This is a genomic window from Streptomyces sp. SGAir0957, assembly GCF_043523415.1.
Map to the genome: position 1 here is coordinate 2,592,756 of NZ_CP027293.1, position 17,312 is coordinate 2,610,067.

Annotated in this window: 15 protein-coding genes and 1 pseudogene; 3 read left to right on the plus strand and 13 right to left on the minus strand. The window is 71.7% G+C overall.

The genetic code is table 11. The annotated features are described in order from the left end of the window. Positions 1–238: 238 nt before the first annotated feature. The 7 genes and pseudogenes from truB to rimP form a co-directional block, all read right to left on the minus strand. Positions 239–1,143, minus strand: a pseudogene (gene truB, locus C1N81_RS16445) (tRNA pseudouridine(55) synthase TruB). A gap of 2 nt (positions 1,144–1,145) precedes the next feature. Continuing rightward, a complete protein-coding gene (gene rbfA, locus C1N81_RS16450) occupies positions 1,146–1,610 on the minus strand; it encodes a 30S ribosome-binding factor RbfA (protein ID WP_394429798.1) in 465 nt (154 codons plus the stop codon). Positions 1,611–1,646: 36 nt separating this feature from the next. Beyond that, the gene (locus C1N81_RS16455) at positions 1,647–1,940 is read right to left on the minus strand and encodes a DUF503 domain-containing protein (protein ID WP_037626190.1); all 294 of its coding nucleotides are present in this window, start codon (positions 1,938–1,940) and stop codon (positions 1,647–1,649) included. A gap of 158 nt (positions 1,941–2,098) precedes the next feature. Then, a complete protein-coding gene (gene infB / locus C1N81_RS16460; RefSeq protein WP_394429800.1) occupies positions 2,099–5,179 on the minus strand; it encodes a translation initiation factor IF-2 in 3,081 nt (1,026 codons plus the stop codon). A 146-nt stretch (positions 5,180–5,325) separates the two neighbouring features. Beyond that, positions 5,326–5,604, minus strand: coding sequence for a YlxR family protein (locus C1N81_RS16465; protein WP_394429802.1), 279 nt, complete (start codon positions 5,602–5,604; stop codon positions 5,326–5,328). Positions 5,605–5,732: 128 nt separating this feature from the next. Continuing rightward, positions 5,733–6,719 carry a transcription termination factor NusA gene (gene nusA, locus C1N81_RS16470; RefSeq protein ID WP_394429804.1) on the minus strand — a complete coding sequence of 329 codons (987 nt, stop codon included), beginning with the start codon at positions 6,717–6,719 and terminating at the stop codon, positions 5,733–5,735. A 2-nt stretch (positions 6,720–6,721) separates the two neighbouring features. Further along, positions 6,722–7,231: a ribosome maturation factor RimP gene (gene rimP / locus C1N81_RS16475; protein WP_394429806.1), complete on the minus strand. Its 510-nt coding sequence runs from the start codon at positions 7,229–7,231 to the stop codon at positions 6,722–6,724. Positions 7,232–7,416: 185 nt separating this feature from the next. Between rimP and C1N81_RS16480 the strand changes: the two genes are divergently transcribed. From C1N81_RS16480 to C1N81_RS16490, 3 genes are all read left to right on the plus strand, one after another. After that, positions 7,417–7,911, plus strand: coding sequence for a hypothetical protein (locus C1N81_RS16480; RefSeq protein ID WP_394429808.1), 495 nt, complete (start codon positions 7,417–7,419; stop codon positions 7,909–7,911). Between the two features lie 5 nt (positions 7,912–7,916). Next, positions 7,917–8,393: a ferritin-like domain-containing protein gene (locus C1N81_RS16485; protein WP_394429810.1), complete on the plus strand. Its 477-nt coding sequence runs from the start codon at positions 7,917–7,919 to the stop codon at positions 8,391–8,393. A gap of 124 nt (positions 8,394–8,517) precedes the next feature. After that, positions 8,518–9,420: an aminoglycoside phosphotransferase family protein gene (locus C1N81_RS16490; RefSeq protein ID WP_394429812.1), complete on the plus strand. Its 903-nt coding sequence runs from the start codon at positions 8,518–8,520 to the stop codon at positions 9,418–9,420. A gap of 70 nt (positions 9,421–9,490) precedes the next feature. On the opposite strand, the gene C1N81_RS16495 is transcribed toward C1N81_RS16490, so the two are convergent. From C1N81_RS16495 to dxr, 6 genes are all read right to left on the minus strand, one after another. Next, the gene (locus C1N81_RS16495; protein WP_394429814.1) at positions 9,491–11,191 is read right to left on the minus strand and encodes a proline--tRNA ligase; all 1,701 of its coding nucleotides are present in this window, start codon (positions 11,189–11,191) and stop codon (positions 9,491–9,493) included. Positions 11,192–11,282: 91 nt separating this feature from the next. Continuing rightward, the gene (locus C1N81_RS16500) at positions 11,283–11,840 is read right to left on the minus strand and encodes a GNAT family N-acetyltransferase (protein WP_394429816.1); all 558 of its coding nucleotides are present in this window, start codon (positions 11,838–11,840) and stop codon (positions 11,283–11,285) included. 53 nt (positions 11,841–11,893) lie between these two features. Then, positions 11,894–12,742: a GNAT family N-acetyltransferase gene (locus C1N81_RS16505; protein ID WP_394429818.1), complete on the minus strand. Its 849-nt coding sequence runs from the start codon at positions 12,740–12,742 to the stop codon at positions 11,894–11,896. A 535-nt stretch (positions 12,743–13,277) separates the two neighbouring features. Beyond that, complete coding sequence (gene ispG / locus C1N81_RS16510; protein WP_394429820.1) at positions 13,278–14,435, minus strand: flavodoxin-dependent (E)-4-hydroxy-3-methylbut-2-enyl-diphosphate synthase; 1,158 nt, start codon at positions 14,433–14,435, stop codon at positions 13,278–13,280. A gap of 156 nt (positions 14,436–14,591) precedes the next feature. Then, positions 14,592–15,893 carry a M50 family metallopeptidase gene (locus C1N81_RS16515; protein WP_394429822.1) on the minus strand — a complete coding sequence of 434 codons (1,302 nt, stop codon included), beginning with the start codon at positions 15,891–15,893 and terminating at the stop codon, positions 14,592–14,594. Beyond that, positions 15,890–17,167, minus strand: a complete 1,278-nt coding sequence (gene dxr, locus C1N81_RS16520) for a 1-deoxy-D-xylulose-5-phosphate reductoisomerase (protein ID WP_394429824.1) — start codon at positions 17,165–17,167, stop codon at positions 15,890–15,892. The genes C1N81_RS16515 and dxr overlap by 4 nt, the downstream gene beginning before the upstream one ends. Between the last annotated feature and the right edge of the window lie 145 nt (positions 17,168–17,312).

The window sequence follows — 17,312 nt, forward strand, 5'->3', positions numbered from 1 at the left end:
GCCCCGTATGTCCTGACGGTAGGCGCGCGGTGATCAGCTGGACAGGATGCGGAGCGAACGCGCCCCCTCGCACTCCCCCGAATCACTCCGAGCGCCTGCTCGAAGGGGTGAAGAGATGGGCGCGGCGGATGGACCCTATGAGGGGGAAGAAGGGGGAGACAAGGGGGAACGTGGAGCGGCGGCCGACCGGGAAACCGGACGACCGCCGCTCCACGCGCCACTCCTGTGCGTAGGACGCTCAGGCGAACACCGCGAGGCTCTTCGCCTTGCCCTTCGCCTCTTCGACGAGGGCGAGGAACCGTCCGGCCGCGTCGTACACCCCGACCGGCCCCCGGCCCGCGTACTCCTCGGGCATGTCCAGCCGCACGCCGTTGAGCAGCAGCTTCCCGCGGCGCTCGTCCACGTCCCAGCGGGGAACGCGGCAGCGGCGGCGTCGGCCACCGGCAGCACGGACAGCTCCTGCTGGTGCTGGTCGAGGGTGTGCGCCGTGTCCAGCTTGTACGGGCCCACGCGGGTGCGGCGCAGCGCGGTCAGATGCCCGCCGACGCCCAGGTCGGCGCCGAGGTCGCGGGCGAGCGCCCGGATGTAGGTGCCGGAGGAGCAGACCACGGAGACGACCAGGTCGAGGACAGGGGTCCCGTCCTCGGCGACCGCGTCCCGGATGTCGTACACCGTGAACGAGGAGACCGTGACCGGGCGCGCCGGGATCTCGAACTCCTCGCCCTCACGGGCCCGCTTGTAGCTGCGGACACCGTTGATCTTGATGGCGCTGACCTTGGACGGCACCTGCATGATGGCGCCGGTCAGCTTGGCGACGCCCGCGTCGATCGCCTCGCGCCGGACGCCGGAGGCGTCGGTGGACGAGGTCAGCTCGCCCTCGGCGTCGTCGGTGAGGGTGTTCTGGCCCAGGCGGATGGTGCCCAGGTACTCCTTCTCGGTCAGCGCGAGGTGGCCGAGGAGCTTGGTGGCGCGCTCGACGCCGAGCACGAGGACGCCCGTCGCCATCGGGTCGAGGGTGCCCGCGTGGCCGACGCGGCGGGTCTTGGCGATCCCGCGCATCTTGGCCACGACGTCGTGCGAAGTGAAGCCCGACGGCTTGTCGACGATGACAAGGCCGTCGGGCGGTGGGGTGCGGTCGGACATGCTCAGGCGTCGCCGTCCGTCCGGGCGTCGTCGGGGGCCTCGTCGGCCTCCGGCTTGCGGTACGGGTCGGCGCCGCCGGCGAACGTGGCGCCCGCGGACGTCTCGCGCACCTTCTCGTCGGACTGCCGCGCCCGGTCGAGGAGGTCCTCGATCGTCTTGGCGTTGTCCGGCAGGGCGTCGGCGACGAAGGTCAGGGTCGGCGTGAACTTCACCCCGGCCGCCGCGCCGACCGCGGACCGCAGGACGCCCTTGGCGCTCTCCAGGCCGGCGGCCGCCTCGGCCCGCTCCTCGTCGTCCCCGTACACCGTGTAGAAGACGGTCGCCTCCCGCAGGTCACCCGTGACACGGGTGTCCGTGATGGTGACGTGGGAACCGAGCCGCGGGTCCTTGATCCCGCGCTGCAGCTTCTGCGCCACCACCTCTCGGATGAGGTCCGCCAGCCTCTTGGCACGCGCGTTGTCGGCCACTGGTCCGTCTCCTTAGTAACTGTCTCGCTTGTTGCTTCAGTCTTCGTCGCTGTGGAGCCTGCGTCGAACCGAGAGCAGTTCCACCTCGGGCCGTCCGGCGACCAGCCGCTCACAGCGGTCCAGTACGTCGGAGAGGTGTCCCGTGTCCCCGGAGACCACCGCGAGCCCGATCTCGGCCCGCCGGTGGAGGTCCTGGTTCCCCGTCTCCGCCGCACTCACCGCGTACTTGCGCTGGAGTTCGGCCACGATCGGACGGACCAGAGAGCGTTTCTCCTTCAGCGAGTGCACGTCGCCGAGGAGCAGGTCGAAGGACAGAGTCCCCACATACATGTGTGTCCGGATGTCCCGCCGGTTCGGGTTCGTATGGGTGCGACTGACGTGGCACCCGATACAGGAACGGTACACGCAACGGCCGGGGCCGATCGACGGAAATAAGCTCCGCCGACCGGCCCCGGACCTGCTGCCGCGTGGATCCGATCCGCGAGGGATCAGGCGCGCGGCTTCTCGCGCATCTCGTACGTCGCGATGACGTCGTCGACCTTGATGTCGTTGAAGTTGCCGAGGTTGATACCGCCCTCGAACCCTTCGCGGATCTCGGTGACGTCGTCCTTGAAGCGACGCAGACCGGAGATGTTGAGGTTCTCCGCGATGACCTTGCCATCGCGAAGGAGGCGCGCCTTGGTGTTGCGCTTGACCTCGCCGGACCGGACGAGCACACCGGCGATGTTGCCCAGCTTGGACGACTTGAAGACCTCGCGGATCTCCGCCGTGCCGAGCTCGACCTCCTCGTACTCCGGCTTGAGCATGCCCTTGAGGGCCGCCTCGATCTCCTCGATGGCCTGGTAGATCACCGAGTAGTACCGGACGTCGACGCCCTCGCGCTCCGCCATCTGCTGCGCACGGCCGGCTGCCCGGACGTTGAAGCCGATGACGATGGCGTCGGAGCCGGTCGCCAGGTTGATGTCGGACTCGGTGACCGCACCCACACCGCGGTGCAGGACGCGGATGTCGACCTCTTCGCCGACGTCGAGCTGGAGCAGCGAGGACTCGAGAGCCTCCACCGAACCGGACGCGTCGCCCTTGATGATGAGGTTGAGTTCCTGCACCAGACCGGCCTTGAGGGCCTCGTCCAGGTTCTCCAGGGAGAACCGGACGCCGCGGCGCGCGAAGTTGGCGTTGCGCTCACGAGCGGCACGCTTCTCGGCGATCTGACGGGCCGTACGGTCCTCGTCGACCACCAGGAAGTTGTCGCCGGCACCCGGGACGTTGGTGAGACCAAGCACGAGGACGGGGGTCGAGGGACCCGCTTCCTCGACGTTGTTCCCGTTGTCGTCGAGCATGGCGCGGACTCGGCCGTAGGCGTCGCCGACCACCATCGTGTCGCCGATGCGCAGCGTGCCGCGCTGGACCAGGACCGTCGAGACGGCACCGCGGCCCTTGTCGAGGTGCGACTCGATCGCAATACCCTGCGCGTCCTGCTCCGGGTTGGCCCGCAGGTCGAGCGAGGCGTCCGCGGTCAGGACCACGGCCTCGAGCAGGGAGTCGATGTTCAGACCCTGCTTGGCGGAGATGTCGACGAACATGGTGTCGCCGCCGTACTCCTCGGCCACCAGACCGTATTCGGTGAGCTGACCGCGCACCTTGGTCGGGTCGGCACCCTCGACGTCGATCTTGTTGACCGCGACGACGATCGGGACCTCGGCGGCCTTGGCGTGGTTGAGCGCCTCGACCGTCTGGGGCATGACGCCGTCGTTGGCCGCGACCACGAGGATCGCGATGTCGGTCGACTTCGCACCACGGGCACGCATGGCGGTGAAGGCCTCGTGACCGGGGGTGTCGATGAAGGTGATCCTGCGCTCCTCCTCGTTCACCTCCGTCGTGACCTGGTACGCACCGATGTGCTGCGTGATGCCGCCGGCCTCGCCCGCGATGACGTTCGTCTTGCGGATGGTGTCGAGCAGGCGGGTCTTACCGTGGTCGACGTGGCCCATGACGGTCACGACCGGCGGACGGGAGACGAGCATGTCCTCGCCGCCCTCGTCCTCGCCGAACTCGATGTCGAAGGACTCGAGCAGCTCGCGGTCCTCCTCCTCGGGGCTGACGATCTCGAGGACGTAGTTCATCTCGTCCGCGAGGAGCTTCAGCGTCTCGTCGGAGACGGACTGCGTGGCAGTGACCATCTCGCCGAGGTTCATCATCACGGCGACGAGCGACGCCGGGTTGGCGTTGATCTTCTCCGCGAAGTCGGTGAGCGACGCACCGCGCGACAGGCGGACGGACTGTCCGTTGCCGCGAGGCAGCATGACGCCGCCGACCGACGGGGCCTGCATGGCCTCGTACTCCTGGCGCCTCTGCCGCTTCGACTTGCGGCCACGACGGGCGGGCCCGCCGGGACGGCCGAACGCACCCTGCGTGCCACCGCGGCCACCCGGACCACCGGGACGGCCACCGAAGCCGGGACGGCCACCGCCGCCACCGGGACGACCGGCGAAACCGCCGCCACCGCCACCGGGACCGCCGGGACGACCGGCGAAGCCGCCGCCGCCACCGCCACCGGGACGACCGGCGAAACCGCCGCCGCCACCGGGACGACCGCCGCCGCCACCCGGACGACCGCCGCCACCCGGACCACGGCCACCGGGACCGGGACGCGGGCCCGCGGCCGGACGCTGCGGCATCATGCCCGGGTTCGGACGGTTACCGGCGGGGCCGCCGCCGGGACGCGGACCGGCCGCGCCGCCCTGCGGACGAGGCATGCCGCCCGGGGTCGGACGGGCGCCGCCCTGACCCTGCGGACGGGGACCGCCCTGGCCGCCGCCCTGCGGACGCGGACCACCGGGAGCACCCTGGCCACCGGGGCGCGGGGCGCCGCCCGGACGGGGCGCCTGCGGGCGCGCCATGCCGGTGGAGCCACCGGAGGTGAAGGGGTTGTTGCCCGGACGGGGACCCGCGGGACGGGCACCACCGGGACGGGGCGCGCCGCCCTGGCCGCCCTGGCGCGGAGCGCCCTGGCGGTCGCCGCCGCGCTCACCGCGGTTGTCACGGCCCTGGCCGCCCTGGCCCTGGCCGGGCGCCGGACGGGCGCCGGGCTTCGGGGCACCGGGACGGGCGCCGGGACGCGGACCGCTGGGCGCCGGGGCCGACGAGGCGGCCGGGGCGGCGGGCGGTGCCGTGAACTCGGGCGCGGCCGGGGCCGGCGAAGCGGGCTTGGGAGCCGGCTTCGGGCCGGGACGCGGACCCGGCGTCGCCGCGGGGGCCGCCGGCGCGGCCGGAGCCTGCTCGGCGGCGGCCGGCTTGGGGGCCGGCGGACGCGGCGCGGCAGGCTTGGCGGCCTGCGCGGGAGAGGGGGTGGGACGCGGCGCCGCGGGCTTCGCGGGCGCGCCCTTCTTCGCGGCGGGCTTGCCGCCGTTGCCCTGCTGGAGGGCGTCAGTCAATTTGCGTACTACCGGCGCCTCGATCGTCGAGGACGCAGAACGTACGAATTCACCGAGTTCTTGGAGCTTGGCCATGACGACCTTGCTCTCAACGCCGAACTCCTTGGCGAGCTCGTATACCCGGACCTTAGCCACTTCGCTCCTTTTAGGTCCGGGTTCCGCCGGACCGTCGCTACTTCATGGGCGTACTCATCGCGTGCTCATCGAGTGCTCATCGCAATCTCGACCTACTTCCAACTCGCGGGGTACCAGGGCCGCACGGGGGCTCCGTGCGGCGCTTCTTACGGTGTCGCCTGCTCGACTCGGTGGCGGAGCGCCTCCGTGTCGAACGGTCCAGGGGCCTTATAAGCCCGCTGGAACGCCCGGCGGCGGACCGCCAGGTCGAGACAGACCAGGGCGGGGTGCACATAGGCACCCCGGCCGGGCAGCGTACCGCGATCATCGGGGACACACCGGCCCTCGATCACCACGATCCGCAGCAGATCGCTCTTGGCCGCTCGCTCCCGGCATCCCACACAGGTTCGCTCAGGGCATGCGCGGGCATGCGTCCGGCCAGACACGCTTAAGTCTACCTCCCCGTACCGACCTCACCCCTTTCGGGGCAAGAATCGAACGGCTGTTTCTTGTCACAGGCGGTCTCGCGTCCGCCGTCACATACTGTCGTGGTCCAAGCGCGGAGCGCCCGGATTTATTCCGCGCCCTGCTCGGTGTCCGGGCGGATGTCGATGCGCCAGCCGGTGAGCCGGGCCGCGAGCCGGGCGTTCTGCCCCTCCTTGCCGATGGCGAGGGAGAGCTGGTAGTCGGGGACCGTCACGCGCGCGGAGCGGGCGCCCAGGTCGACGACCTCGACCTTGGAGACGCGGGCCGGGGAGAGCGCGTTGGCCACCATCTCCGCCGGGTCGTCCGACCAGTCGACGATGTCGATCTTCTCGCCGTTCAGCTCACCCATCACGTTGCGCACGCGGCCGCCCATCGGGCCGATGCACGCGCCCTTGGCGTTGAGCCCGCTGCGCGTCGACCGCACGGCGATCTTCGTACGGTGGCCGGCCTCACGGGCGATGGCGGAGATCTCGACGCTGCCGTCGGCGATCTCCGGCACCTCCAGGGCGAAGAGCTTCTTCACCAGGCTGGGGTGCGTGCGCGACAGGGTCACGGACGGGCCGCGCACCCCCTTGGCGACGCGGACGACGTACGAGCGCAGACGCATGCCGTGCGGGTACTCCTCGCCCGGCACCTGCTCCTGCACCGGCAGGATCGCCTCCAGCTTGCCGATGTCGACCAGCACGTTCTTCGGGTCGCGGCCCTGCTGGACGACGCCCATCACGATGTCGCCCTCGCGGCCCGCGTACTCGCCGAGCGTCGCGTCGTCCTGCGCGTCGCGCAGGCGCTGCAGGATGACCTGCTTGGCGGTGGTGGCGGCGATGCGGCCGAAGTCGGACGGGGTGTCGTCGAACTCCTTGGCCTCCTGGCCCTCTTCGAGGTCCGCCGGGTCCTCCGTCGCCCACACCGTCACATGGCCGCTCTCACGGTCCAGCTTGACGCGCGCGCGGCGGAAACTGCCGTCGGTGCGGTGGTAGGCGATGAGGAGGGCCGACTCGATCGCCTCGACCAGCAGATCGAAGGAGATCTCCTTCTCCCGGACCAGACCCCGCAGGGCACTCATGTCGATGTCCACGGCTACGCCTCCTCTGCTTCTGATGCGTCGTTCTTGTTCTTACGGTTGAACTCGACCTGGACCCGCGCCTTGGCGATGTCACTGAAGGCGAGCCGTCGGGCGGTGGCCTTGCGGCCCTTCACGCCCGGTACTTCGAGGTCGAGGCCGTCGTCGTCGACCTCGAGGATGCGCGCGACCAGCTCGGAGTCGTCGCTCAGCTGGAACTTGACGAGGCGGTCCGTCGCGCGGACGTAGTGGCGGTGCTCGGTGAGGGCGCGCTCGGCGCCCGGCGTCCCGACCTCCAGCTCGTACTCCCCGTCGCCCATGGCGTCCGTCTCGTCGAGCTTCGCCGAGAGCGCGCGGCTCACATCGGCGACCTTGTCGAGGTCGGCCCCTTCGTAGGAGTCGACGACGACGCGCAGCACCCGCTTGCGTCCTACCGAGGCGATCTCGATCTCTTCGAGGTCGAGCCCCTGGGAGCTGACGAGCGGTTCCAGTAGTTCCCGCAGCCTCTCGTTCTGGGTCGTGCTCATCCGGGTGACTCCTCGGCCGCGTGTGCTGTTGTGGTGTGTCGGCATTCCATGCGCGTCAGGTCAAAGGGTATCCGGTCCAGGGGGGTGTTGCGGTCCACCGGCCGTGGGGCGGCGGTACGGTGATCACCGGCCGCGCCGTCCCGGTCGTGCCGCCACCGCCCCCAGTCTGCCGAGGACGACCGCCCGTGCCGCTCACCACCCAGGCCCCACGGGGGCCACGCCGCAGGACCCTGCTCACCTCCCTCGCCGGGGCCGCGCTCCTGACCGGCTGTTCGAGCGGCGACGACGACGGCGCCCAGGGCGCGCCCTCCGTCTCGCAGGGGAAGCGGGTCCGGGCGCGGGCGGCCCGCGAGAGCGCCGACCTCCTCGGCCAGTACGACCAGGCGCTCGCCGCGCACCCCTCGCTCGCGACGCGGCTCGGCCCGCTGCGCGAGGAGGTCGGGCGGCACGTCGAGGCGTTCGGCGGCGCCGCGAGGCCGAAGGCGCTCACCCCCTCCGCGACCACTCCCCCGGTCGCCGAGAAGGACGTGCTGAAGGCGCTCGCGGCGGCCGAGCGGGCCCTGTCGGACCGCCGGATGACGGCGCTCACCGACTCCGGCACGCCTCCCGAGGAGGCGCGCCTGCTGGCCTCGGTGGCGGCGGCCGGTGCCGGGCACGCGTACCTGCTGACGGAAGGCTGACGGGGATGAGCGGCAAGGACAGCGACAAGGAGCTGCTGGCGGCGGTGCAGGCGGCCCTGCGCGCCGAGCACGCGGCGGTCTACGGCTACGGGGTCGTCGGCGGCCGGGTCCGCGAGGGGCGGCGCACCGAGGCGAAGGCGGCGTACGACGCGCACCGCGCGCGCCGGGACGAACTGCGGCGCACGGTACGGGGCCTGGGCGGCGCGCCGGAGGAGTCCGCGGGGGCGTACGCGCTGCCGTTCCCGGTGCCGGACTCGGCGGCGGCGGCCCGGCTCGCCGCCGACATCGAGGACAAGGTGGCCGGCGTCTACTCGGACCTCGTCCGCGCGGCGGACGGCGAGCGGCGCCGTGCCGCGGCGGACGCGCTGCGCGAGGCGGCGGTCCGTGCGGTGCGCTGGCGCGGCGGGAGCGTAGCCTTCCCTGGGCTCGCCGAACGGGCCGCGGTGCCCTCCGCGTCCTCCTCGGCGGCGCCGCGTACGTAAGCGGTCGCTGTATCTCGGCGGCCGGGCAAGTGACGCGGTCGCTGTTTCCTCGGCGGCCGGGCAAGTGGTGCGGTCGCTGTTTCCTCAGCGGCCGGGCAGTTGGTGTGGAAGGGATCTCTCGCGCATGGCTTTCGAACCTCCGCAGCGGCTGGTGAACGCGCTCGGCGAGGTGCGCGACGACGGGGCGACGTCCTGGCTCGGCCGGGTCGAGGCCCTGCTCGCCGAGGCGGCGGCCCGGCGTGAGGTGACCGTCGAGCGGGTGCACCTGCCGGGCGGGCGCAGCAGCCTGGTCGCCCACGTCCGTACGGCGGACGGCTCGCCCGCGGTACTGAAGCTGGCCCCGGAGCGGTTCCGTCCCGAGGCGGAGCGCGCGGCGCTCACGCGGTGGGACGGCTTCGGCGCGGTGCGTCTGCTCGATCCCGGGATGAACGACGGGGCGCTGCTCCTGGAGCGGCTGCACCCCGAGGTCTCCGTGCGGACGCTGCCGGAGGCGAAGGCGCTCCTGGAGGCGGCGGGTACGCTGCGCCGCCTGTGGACGGAGCCGCCGGCCGGGCGCAACTGCGAGACGGTGCCCGAGCGCACGGGCCGCCAGGCGACGGCGATGCGGGCGGGCGTGGCCGCGTTCCCCGAGGTCGCGCCGCTGGTCGAGGCGGCGCTTGAGGCCCGCGCGACCCTGGTGGCCGAGGAGCCCGAGGTGCGGCTGCTTCACGGCACGTTCCGGCAGTCCAAGGTGTTGTCCGGCGAGCGGATGCCGTGGCTGGCGATCGGCCCCGACCCGGTCGTCGGCGAGCGCGCCTTCGACCTGGCCCGCCTGGTGCGCGACCGTGTCGAGGACCTGATCGGCTCCCCGTCCGGACCCGCGATCACGCGCCGCCGGGTGAAGCGCCTCGCCGAGTCCCTCGACGTGGACCAGGAGCGGCTGCGCGGCTGGACGCTGTTCCGGGCGGTCGAGTCCGGGGTGCGGGCGCTGCGCGTGGGGCGTGAGCGGGACGGCGAGAACCTGCTGGAGTTCGCGGGCTGGCTGTAGGAGGTCGGCGATACGCGGACGGCGCCCCGGGTTCGAGAACCCGGGGCGCCGCTCTGTGTCACTCGTTCGTTCAGGCGGTGAGGCGGGCCACGGCCTCCTCGACCGTCAGCTCCTCGCGCTCGCCGGTGCGGCGGTCCTTCAGCTCCACGACGCCGTCGGCGCTGCGGCGGCCCGCGACCAGGATCTTCGGCACGCCGATCAGCTCGGAGTCGGTGAACTTCACGCCGGGCGAGATGCCGGGGCGGTCGTCGACGAGGACGCGGACACCGGCCTCGGCCAGCTTCTCGGAGACCTCCAGGGCCAGCTCGGTCTGGAGCGCCTTGCCCGCCGCGACGACGTGGACGTCGGCCGGGGCGATCTCCTCGGGCCAGATGAGGCCCTTGTCGTCGGCGTGCTGCTCGGCGAGGGCGGCGACGGCGCGCGAGACGCCGATGCCGTAGGAGCCCATGGTGACGCGGACCGGCTTGCCGTTCTGGCCGAGCACGTCGAGCTGGAAGGCGTCGGCGTACTTGCGGCCGAGCTGGAAGATGTGGCCGATCTCGATGGCGCGGTCCAGCTTCAGGCCCGTACCGCACTTGGGGCACGGGTCGCCTTCCTCGACCACGACGACGTCGACGTACGCGGAGACCTCGAAGTCCCGGCCCGCGACGACGTTCTTCGCGTGGACGCCGTCCTTGTTGGCGCCGGTGATCCAGGCGGTGCCGGGGGCGACGCGCGGGTCGGCGAGGTAGGTGACCTTCTCCAGGCCCTGCGGGCCGACGTAGCCGCGCACCAGGTCGTCGCGGCCCTCGAAGTCCTCGGCCGTGACCAGCTCGACGGCGGCCGGGGAGAAGTGCGCCTCGACCTTGTCCATGTCGACCTCGCGGTCACCGGGGACGCCGACGGCGACGATCTCGCCGTCCACCTTGACCAGGAGGTTCTTCAGCGTGGCCGACGCCGGGACCCCCAGGTACGCGGCGAGCGTCTCGATGGTCGGGGTGTCGGGCGTGGGGATCTCTTCGAGCGCGGGCGCGTCGGTCGCCTCGACCGGCTTCAGAGGGTATGTGACGGCCTCGGTGTTGGCCGCGTAGTCGCAGTTCGGGCAGTCGGCGAAGGTGTCCTCGCCGGCGCCGGCCGGGGCGAGGAACTCCTCCGACTTCGAGCCGCCCATGGCGCCCGCGGTCGCGGCGCAGATGCGGTAGTCGAGGCCGAGACGCTCGAAGATGCGCTGGTAGGCGGCGCGGTGCAGGGCGTAGGACTCGGCGAGACCCTCGTCGGTCAGGTCGAAGGAGTACGAGTCCTTCATCTGGAACTCACGGCCGCGCAGGATGCCCGCGCGGGGGCGCGCCTCGTCGCGGTACTTCGTCTGGATCTGGTAGAGGATCACCGGCAGGTCCTTGTAGGACGTGCACTGGTCCTTGACCAGCTGGGTGAAGATCTCCTCGTGGGTCGGGCCGAGGAGGTAGTCGCCGCCCTTGCGGTCGTTGAGGCGGAACAGCTCGGCGCCGTACTCCTCCCAGCGGCCCGTCGCCTCGTAGGGCTCCTTGGGCAGGAGGGCGGGGAGGAGGACCTCCTGGGCGCCGATGGCGTCCATCTCCTCGCGGACGACGCGCTCGACGTTGGCGTAGACCCGGCGGCCGAGCGGCAGCCAGGACCAGACACCCGCGGCGGTACGGCGCACGAAACCGGCGCGGACCAGGAGTTTGTGGCTCAGCACCTCGGCGTCCGCAGGGTCGTCGCGCAGGGTCTTCACCATCAACCGGGACATGCGCTGGACCTGGACCTTGGCCATGATTCTTGACTCCTGCGACGAAAGGGTTGTGCTCAGGAGGTTAGCCGGGCGGTGGGCGCCGCCGGAAATCGGTTCCGGTCCGGTGCTCCCGTCAGCGGCGCAGCGGGAGCGGGGCGCCCATCACCGCGTACGGCCTCGGGGCGCTCGGGAAGAGGACCTGGCGGGCCAGGTCCTCGTAGCCGAGGGAGTGGTAGAGGCCGCGGGCCGGGCTGTCGAAGTCGATCGCGGAGAGGATCGAACGGGGCTGGGTGGCGCCGTCGGTGATCGTGGTGATCAGGCGGCGGCCGACGCCGCGGTTCTGGTAGCCGGGGTGCACGTGCAGCTCGGTGATGACGAACGAGTCGTCCAGCCAGTGGTCGAGGGTGCGGGCACGCAGATACGGCTCGACGACCGTCGACCACCAGTGGGTGCGGTCGTTCGGCATCCCGTAGACGAAGCCGACCAGCCGGCCGCTCTCCGTGGTCGCGCCGAGCGCGCGGGCCCCCGCGTACGTGATGTGGCGCAGCACGATCTGGCGGCGTACGGCGATCTCCTCGTCGCTCAGGCCGAACGCGTGCGCCTGGACGGCGAGCGCCTCGTCGACGCGGGCCTGCAGGTCGAGGGGGCCGATGGTCACGGCGGTGTCGTCCGTACGGTTCCGGTGCGGCATGCCCGGAGGGTACCCCGGGGAGCCCGGGGCGGGGCGACAGCCCCTGTGCGGCCTCAGAACAGGACGCTCATGAACTCGCCGACCTCTTCGAACCCCACCCGGCGGTACGCGGCGCGGGCCGGAGTGTTGAAGTCGTTGACATACAGGCTGACGACGGGGGCGACGTCCGCGAGGGCGTACCGCAGAACGGCCGCCATGCCCGGGGCGGCGAGACCGCGGCCCCGGTACTCGGGCGCCACCCACACGCCCTGGATCTGGCACGCCTGCTCGGTCGCGGCGCCGATCTCGGCCTTGAATATGACCTTGCCGTGCTCGTCGAGGCGGGCGAAGGAGCGGCCCGAGCCGACCAGTTCCGCGACCCGCGCCTGGTAGAGCAGGCCGCCGTCACCGGCCGTCGGCGACACCCCGACCTCCTCGGTGAACATCGCCACGCACGCCGGCATGATCGCGTCCATCTCGTCCTTGCGGATCCTGCGGACGTACGGGTCCGGGGCGATGTCGGCGGGCATCCGGTCCGTCACCATCAGCGGCTGGTGCGGGCGCACGTCGCGGGCCGGGCCCCAGCTGTGCTCCAGGAGCCGCCACAGCAGGGCGGTCGGCTCCGCCGGGCCCACGATCGACGAACAGCGGCGGCCCGCGCGGCGCGCCCGGTCGGCGAAGCCGCGGACCGCGCGGTCCGTCGCGCAGATCGGGACCAGGTTCGCGCCCGCGTAGCAGAGCGACTCCAGCATGCCGTCCTCGTACCAGCCCCACATCTCGCCGCCCAGCCGCCACGGGTCCAGGCCCGCGATGCGGACGCGGGCCGTCACGAAGGCGTTGGCGACGGGCTCGCGGTCCAGCACGGCGAGCGCGGCGTCCAGGTCACTCGGTTCGAGGACCCGGGTGGTGGTCTGAGTCAACACGGGCAGTGCCTTTTGGCTGGGCGGGTGGGCTGGGGCGGGGCCGGGGGTTCAGCGGGGCTCGGGCAGGGCTGCTGATCTCCGCACTGTACCTGCCGGTGGTTTGAGCCGCCTGTGCCTCGGGCGCCGCCCGGGGTGCGGCCCGCACCCGTGTGCCCCGCGTCGGCGATTCCACGCGCGGGGGACGCCTCCCGGCGCGGCCGCCCTGCCCCGCCCCGGCCCCCTCGCGCCCGCGGCGCCGTCGTGGCTGGCCGCGCAGTTCCCCGCGCCCCTGGAGGGCTGCGGCTGCGCCGCGGCCTCTCCGGTGGGGCGCCCCCCCCGGGTGCGCATGGGGCCCTGAGGCGGCGCACGAAGTGCGCGTCTCAGGGGCGCGGGGAACTGCGCGGCCAGCCACGACGAAACCCGCGGCCGAAGACGGCGCGGAGGGGGCAGACGCGAGGGGAAACGGCCGGCCCCGCGGAGCGGAACGCGCTCGCCCGACGGGACGAACCCGCCAGACGAGCGCGCGCAAAAGCGAAACGGCGGGCCCGAGCCGATATCAGCCCGCGACGGCCACCGACGGCTCGCCGGAGGCCACCCCGTCCTTCTCCATCTGCTCGGCGATCTTCATCGCCTCCTCGATCAGCGTCTCCACGATCTTCGACTCGGGAACGGTCTTGATGACCTCGCCCTTGACGAAGATCTGCCCCTTGCCGTTGCCGGAGGCGACACCGAGATCGGCCTCACGGGCCTCACCGGGCCCGTTCACGACGCAGCCCATGACGGCGACGCGGAGCGGCACCTCCATACCGTCGAGACCGGCGGTGACTTCCTCCGCCAGCTTGTAGACGTCCACCTGCGCACGCCCGCAGGAGGGGCAGGAGACGATCTCCAGGCGGCGCGGGCGCAGCCCCAGGGATTCGAGGATCTGGTTGCCGACCTTGATCTCCTCGACCGGCGGAGCCGAGAGCGAGACCCGGATCGTGTCGCCGATCCCCTCGGAGAGCAGCGCCCCGAAGGCCACGGCGGACTTGATGGTCCCCTGGAAGGCGGGCCCGGCCTCGGTCACCCCGAGGTGGAGCGGGTAGTCGCACTTCTCGGCGAGCAGCCGGTACGCGTTGACCATGACGACGGGGTCGTTGTGCTTGACCGAGATCTTGATGTCGCGGAAGTCGTGCTCCTCGAAGAGCGACGCCTCCCACAGCGCGGACTCGGCGAGCGCCTCGGGCGTCGCCTTGCCGTACTTCTGGAGCAGGCGCCGGTCGAGGGAGCCCGCGTTGACCCCGATGCGGATGGGGGTGCCGTGGTCGCGGGCCGCCTTGGCGATCTCCTTGACCTTGTCGTCGAACTGCTTGATGTTGCCGGGGTTGACCCGGACGGCCGCGCAGCCCGCCTCGATGGCGGCGAAGACGTACTTCGGCTGGAAGTGGATGTCGGCGATGACCGGGATCTGCGACTTCTTGGCGATGATCGGCAGCGCGTCGGCGTCGTCCTGCGTCGGGCAGGCGACGCGCACGATCTGGCAGCCGGAGGCGGTCAGCTCGGCGATCTGCTGGAGGGTGGCTCCGATGTCGGACGTACGTGTCGTCGTCATCGACTGCACGGAGACCGGGGCGTCACCGCCGACGGCGACCGTGCCGACCTGGATCTGCCGGCTCTTGCGCCGCTCGGCGAGCTTGAGCGGTACATCCGGCATGCCGAGTGAAATCGCAGTCATCTGCTGTGCAACCCCAAGGTGTGGATCGAGGATCGAGTCCAGAGGCTTCCGAGATTACGTCACCGGCGCGCGCCCGAGCACACTGCGCCCCGTACATCCACCCAAAGAGGGGCGGCCGGGCACATAGGGTGCCCGGCCGCCTCATGTGCCACGGGATCAGGAGATTTTCACCGGATTCACCACGTCGGCGATGAGGACGAGGATGGTGAAGCAGACGAAGATCCCGGCCACCACGTACGCGAGCGGCATGAGCTTCGCCACATCGAAGGGGCCGGGGTCGGGGCGGCGGAAGACGCGGGCGAGGTTGCGCCGCAGCGCCTCCCACAGGGCGCCCGCGATGTGGCCGCCGTCGAGCGGCAGCAGCGGCAGCATGTTGAACAGGAAGAGCGACAGGTTGAAGCCTGCCACCAGCATCAACGACATCGCGACCTTCTGCGTCGCCGGGATGTCGAGCGCGGCGATGTCGCCGCCGACGCGGGCCGCGCCGACCACGCCCATCGGGGAGTCCTGGTCGCGCGGTCCGTCGCCGAACGCGGCGTCCCACAGGGCCGGGATCTTCGCCGGGAGGGCGATGATGGAGTCGACGGCGTCGCCGACGCGGTCGCCCATCCAGGTCACGGAGGAGCCGAAGTCCTGGTGGACGACGCCGGTGGCGGCGGTGAAGCCGAGGAAGCCGGCCTTGACGTAGCCGTCGGTGATCTGGCCGCCGGCGTCCTTCTTGGCGACCGTGTTGGTGGCGATCTTCGCGGTCAGCGTCTTCCGCTGTCCGTCGCGCTCGACGACGATCGGTACGGTCTTGCCGGCGCTCTCGCGGATCTTGTCGGACAGGACGTTCCACTTGTCCGTGGTGACCCCGTCGAACGAGACGATCTTGTCCTTGGCCTTCAGGCCCGCGGCGGCGGCCGGGGACTGCGGGTCGGACGCCTTGCAGGTGTCCCGCCGGTCGCTGGCCTGGATGACGCACTTCGAGACGGACTCGACGGCGGTCGTCTGCTGGGTGATGCCGAAGCCCATCAGGACCGTGAAGAACAGGCCGATCGCGAGGATCAGGTTCATGAACGGGCCCGCGAACATCACGATGACGCGCTTCCACGGCTTGCGGGTGTAGAAGAGGCGGGTCTCGTCGCCGGGCTTCACCTCTTCGAAGGCGGCGGCGCGCGCGTCCTCCACCATCGAGCGGAACGGGGAGGTCGAGCGGGCCTCGATCCGGCCGTCCTCGCCGGGCGGGAACATGCCGATCATGCGGATGTAGCCGCCGAGCGGGATCGCCTTGACGCCGTACTCGGTCTCACCCTTCGTCCGCGAGAACAGGGTGGGTCCGAAGCCCACCATGTACTGCGGGACGCGGATGCCGAACATCTTCGCCGTCGACAGGTGGCCGAGTTCGTGCCAGGCGATGGAGATGAGCAGGCCCACCACGAAGACGACTACGCCGAGGATGATCATCAAGGTCGTCATGCACGAGCCTCCGCGGCTGCCTCGTCCCGGTCGGTCAGTTCACGTGCCCGGGCGCGTGCCCAGGTCTCCGCTTCGAGGACGTCCGCGACGGTCAGGGAAGTTCCCGGCCCCGTCACGGAAGGGGCGCCGTGTTCCTCGACGACCCGGGTGACGGTCTCCATGATCCCGTTGAACGGCAGGGCGCCCTTCAGGAAGGCGTCCACGCACTCCTCGTTGGCGGCATTGAACACCGCCGGGGCCGTGCCCGCGAGCTGCCCGACATGGCGGGCCAGGTTCACCGACGGGAACGCGTCGTTGTCGAGGGGGTAGAACTCCCAGCTCGACGCCTTCGTCCAGTCGAAGGCGGGCGCCGCGTCGGGGATCCGCTCGGGCCAGCCGAGGCCGATGGCGATGGGGCCGCGCATGTCCGGCGGCGTCGCCTGGAGGATCGAGGAGCCGTCGGTGTACTCGACCATGGAGTGCACGTAGGACTGCGGGTGGACGACGACCTCGATGCGGTCGAAGGGGATGTCGTAGAGCAGGTGCGCCTCGATGACCTCCAGGCCCTTGTTGACCAGGGTCGCCGAGTTGATCGTGATGACCGGGCCCATCGCCCAGGTGGGGTGCGCGAGCGCGTCCTCGACGGTGACGTGCGCCAGGTCGGCCTTGGTCCGGCCGCGGAACGGGCCGCCGGACGCCGTGACGACGAGCTTGCGCACATCGGCGCGGGTGCCCGCGGCGAGCGCCTGGAAGAGGGCGGCGTGCTCGGAGTCGACCGGGATGATCTGGCCCGGCTTGGCGAGCGCCTTCACCAGCGGGCCGCCGACGATCAGCGACTCCTTGTTGGCGAGGGCGAGGGTGCGGCCCGCTTCGAGGGCGGCGAGCGTCGGCGCGAGGCCGATCGATCCGGTGATGCCGTTGAGGACCGTGTGGCAGTCGCCGCGGCCGGCGACCTCGGTGGCGGCGTCCGGCCCCGCGAGGATCTCGGGGAGCGGCTCCCCGGCCCCGTACCGCTCGGCCAGCGCCTCGCGCAGCGCGCCGACGACGTCCTCGCAGGCGACGGCGACGGTGCGGACGCGCAGCTGGTGCGCCTGCTCGGCGAGGAGGCCGACCCGGCCGCCCGCGGCGCTGAGGGCCGTGACGCGGAAGCGGTCCGGATTGCGCAGCACGAGGTCGATGGCCTGCGTGCCGATCGATCCCGTCGAGCCGAGCACAACGATGTCCCTGGGGGCGTCGCCGGGCGCGGGGTCGAAGACGAGGTGCGGATCGGCGAGCGGCGATGGGCTGTCGGTCATCCCCCTATTGTCGCCCCGGCTTCCTGTGAGGTTGACAGGGTGCCCCCGGATGCGCCCGTACGGGGTCCGGGGACCCGGCGTCATCGGGTCAGGGAGCGGACGTAATGGCCGAGATTCGCCGCCGGCCCACAGCGGGAACGGGCCT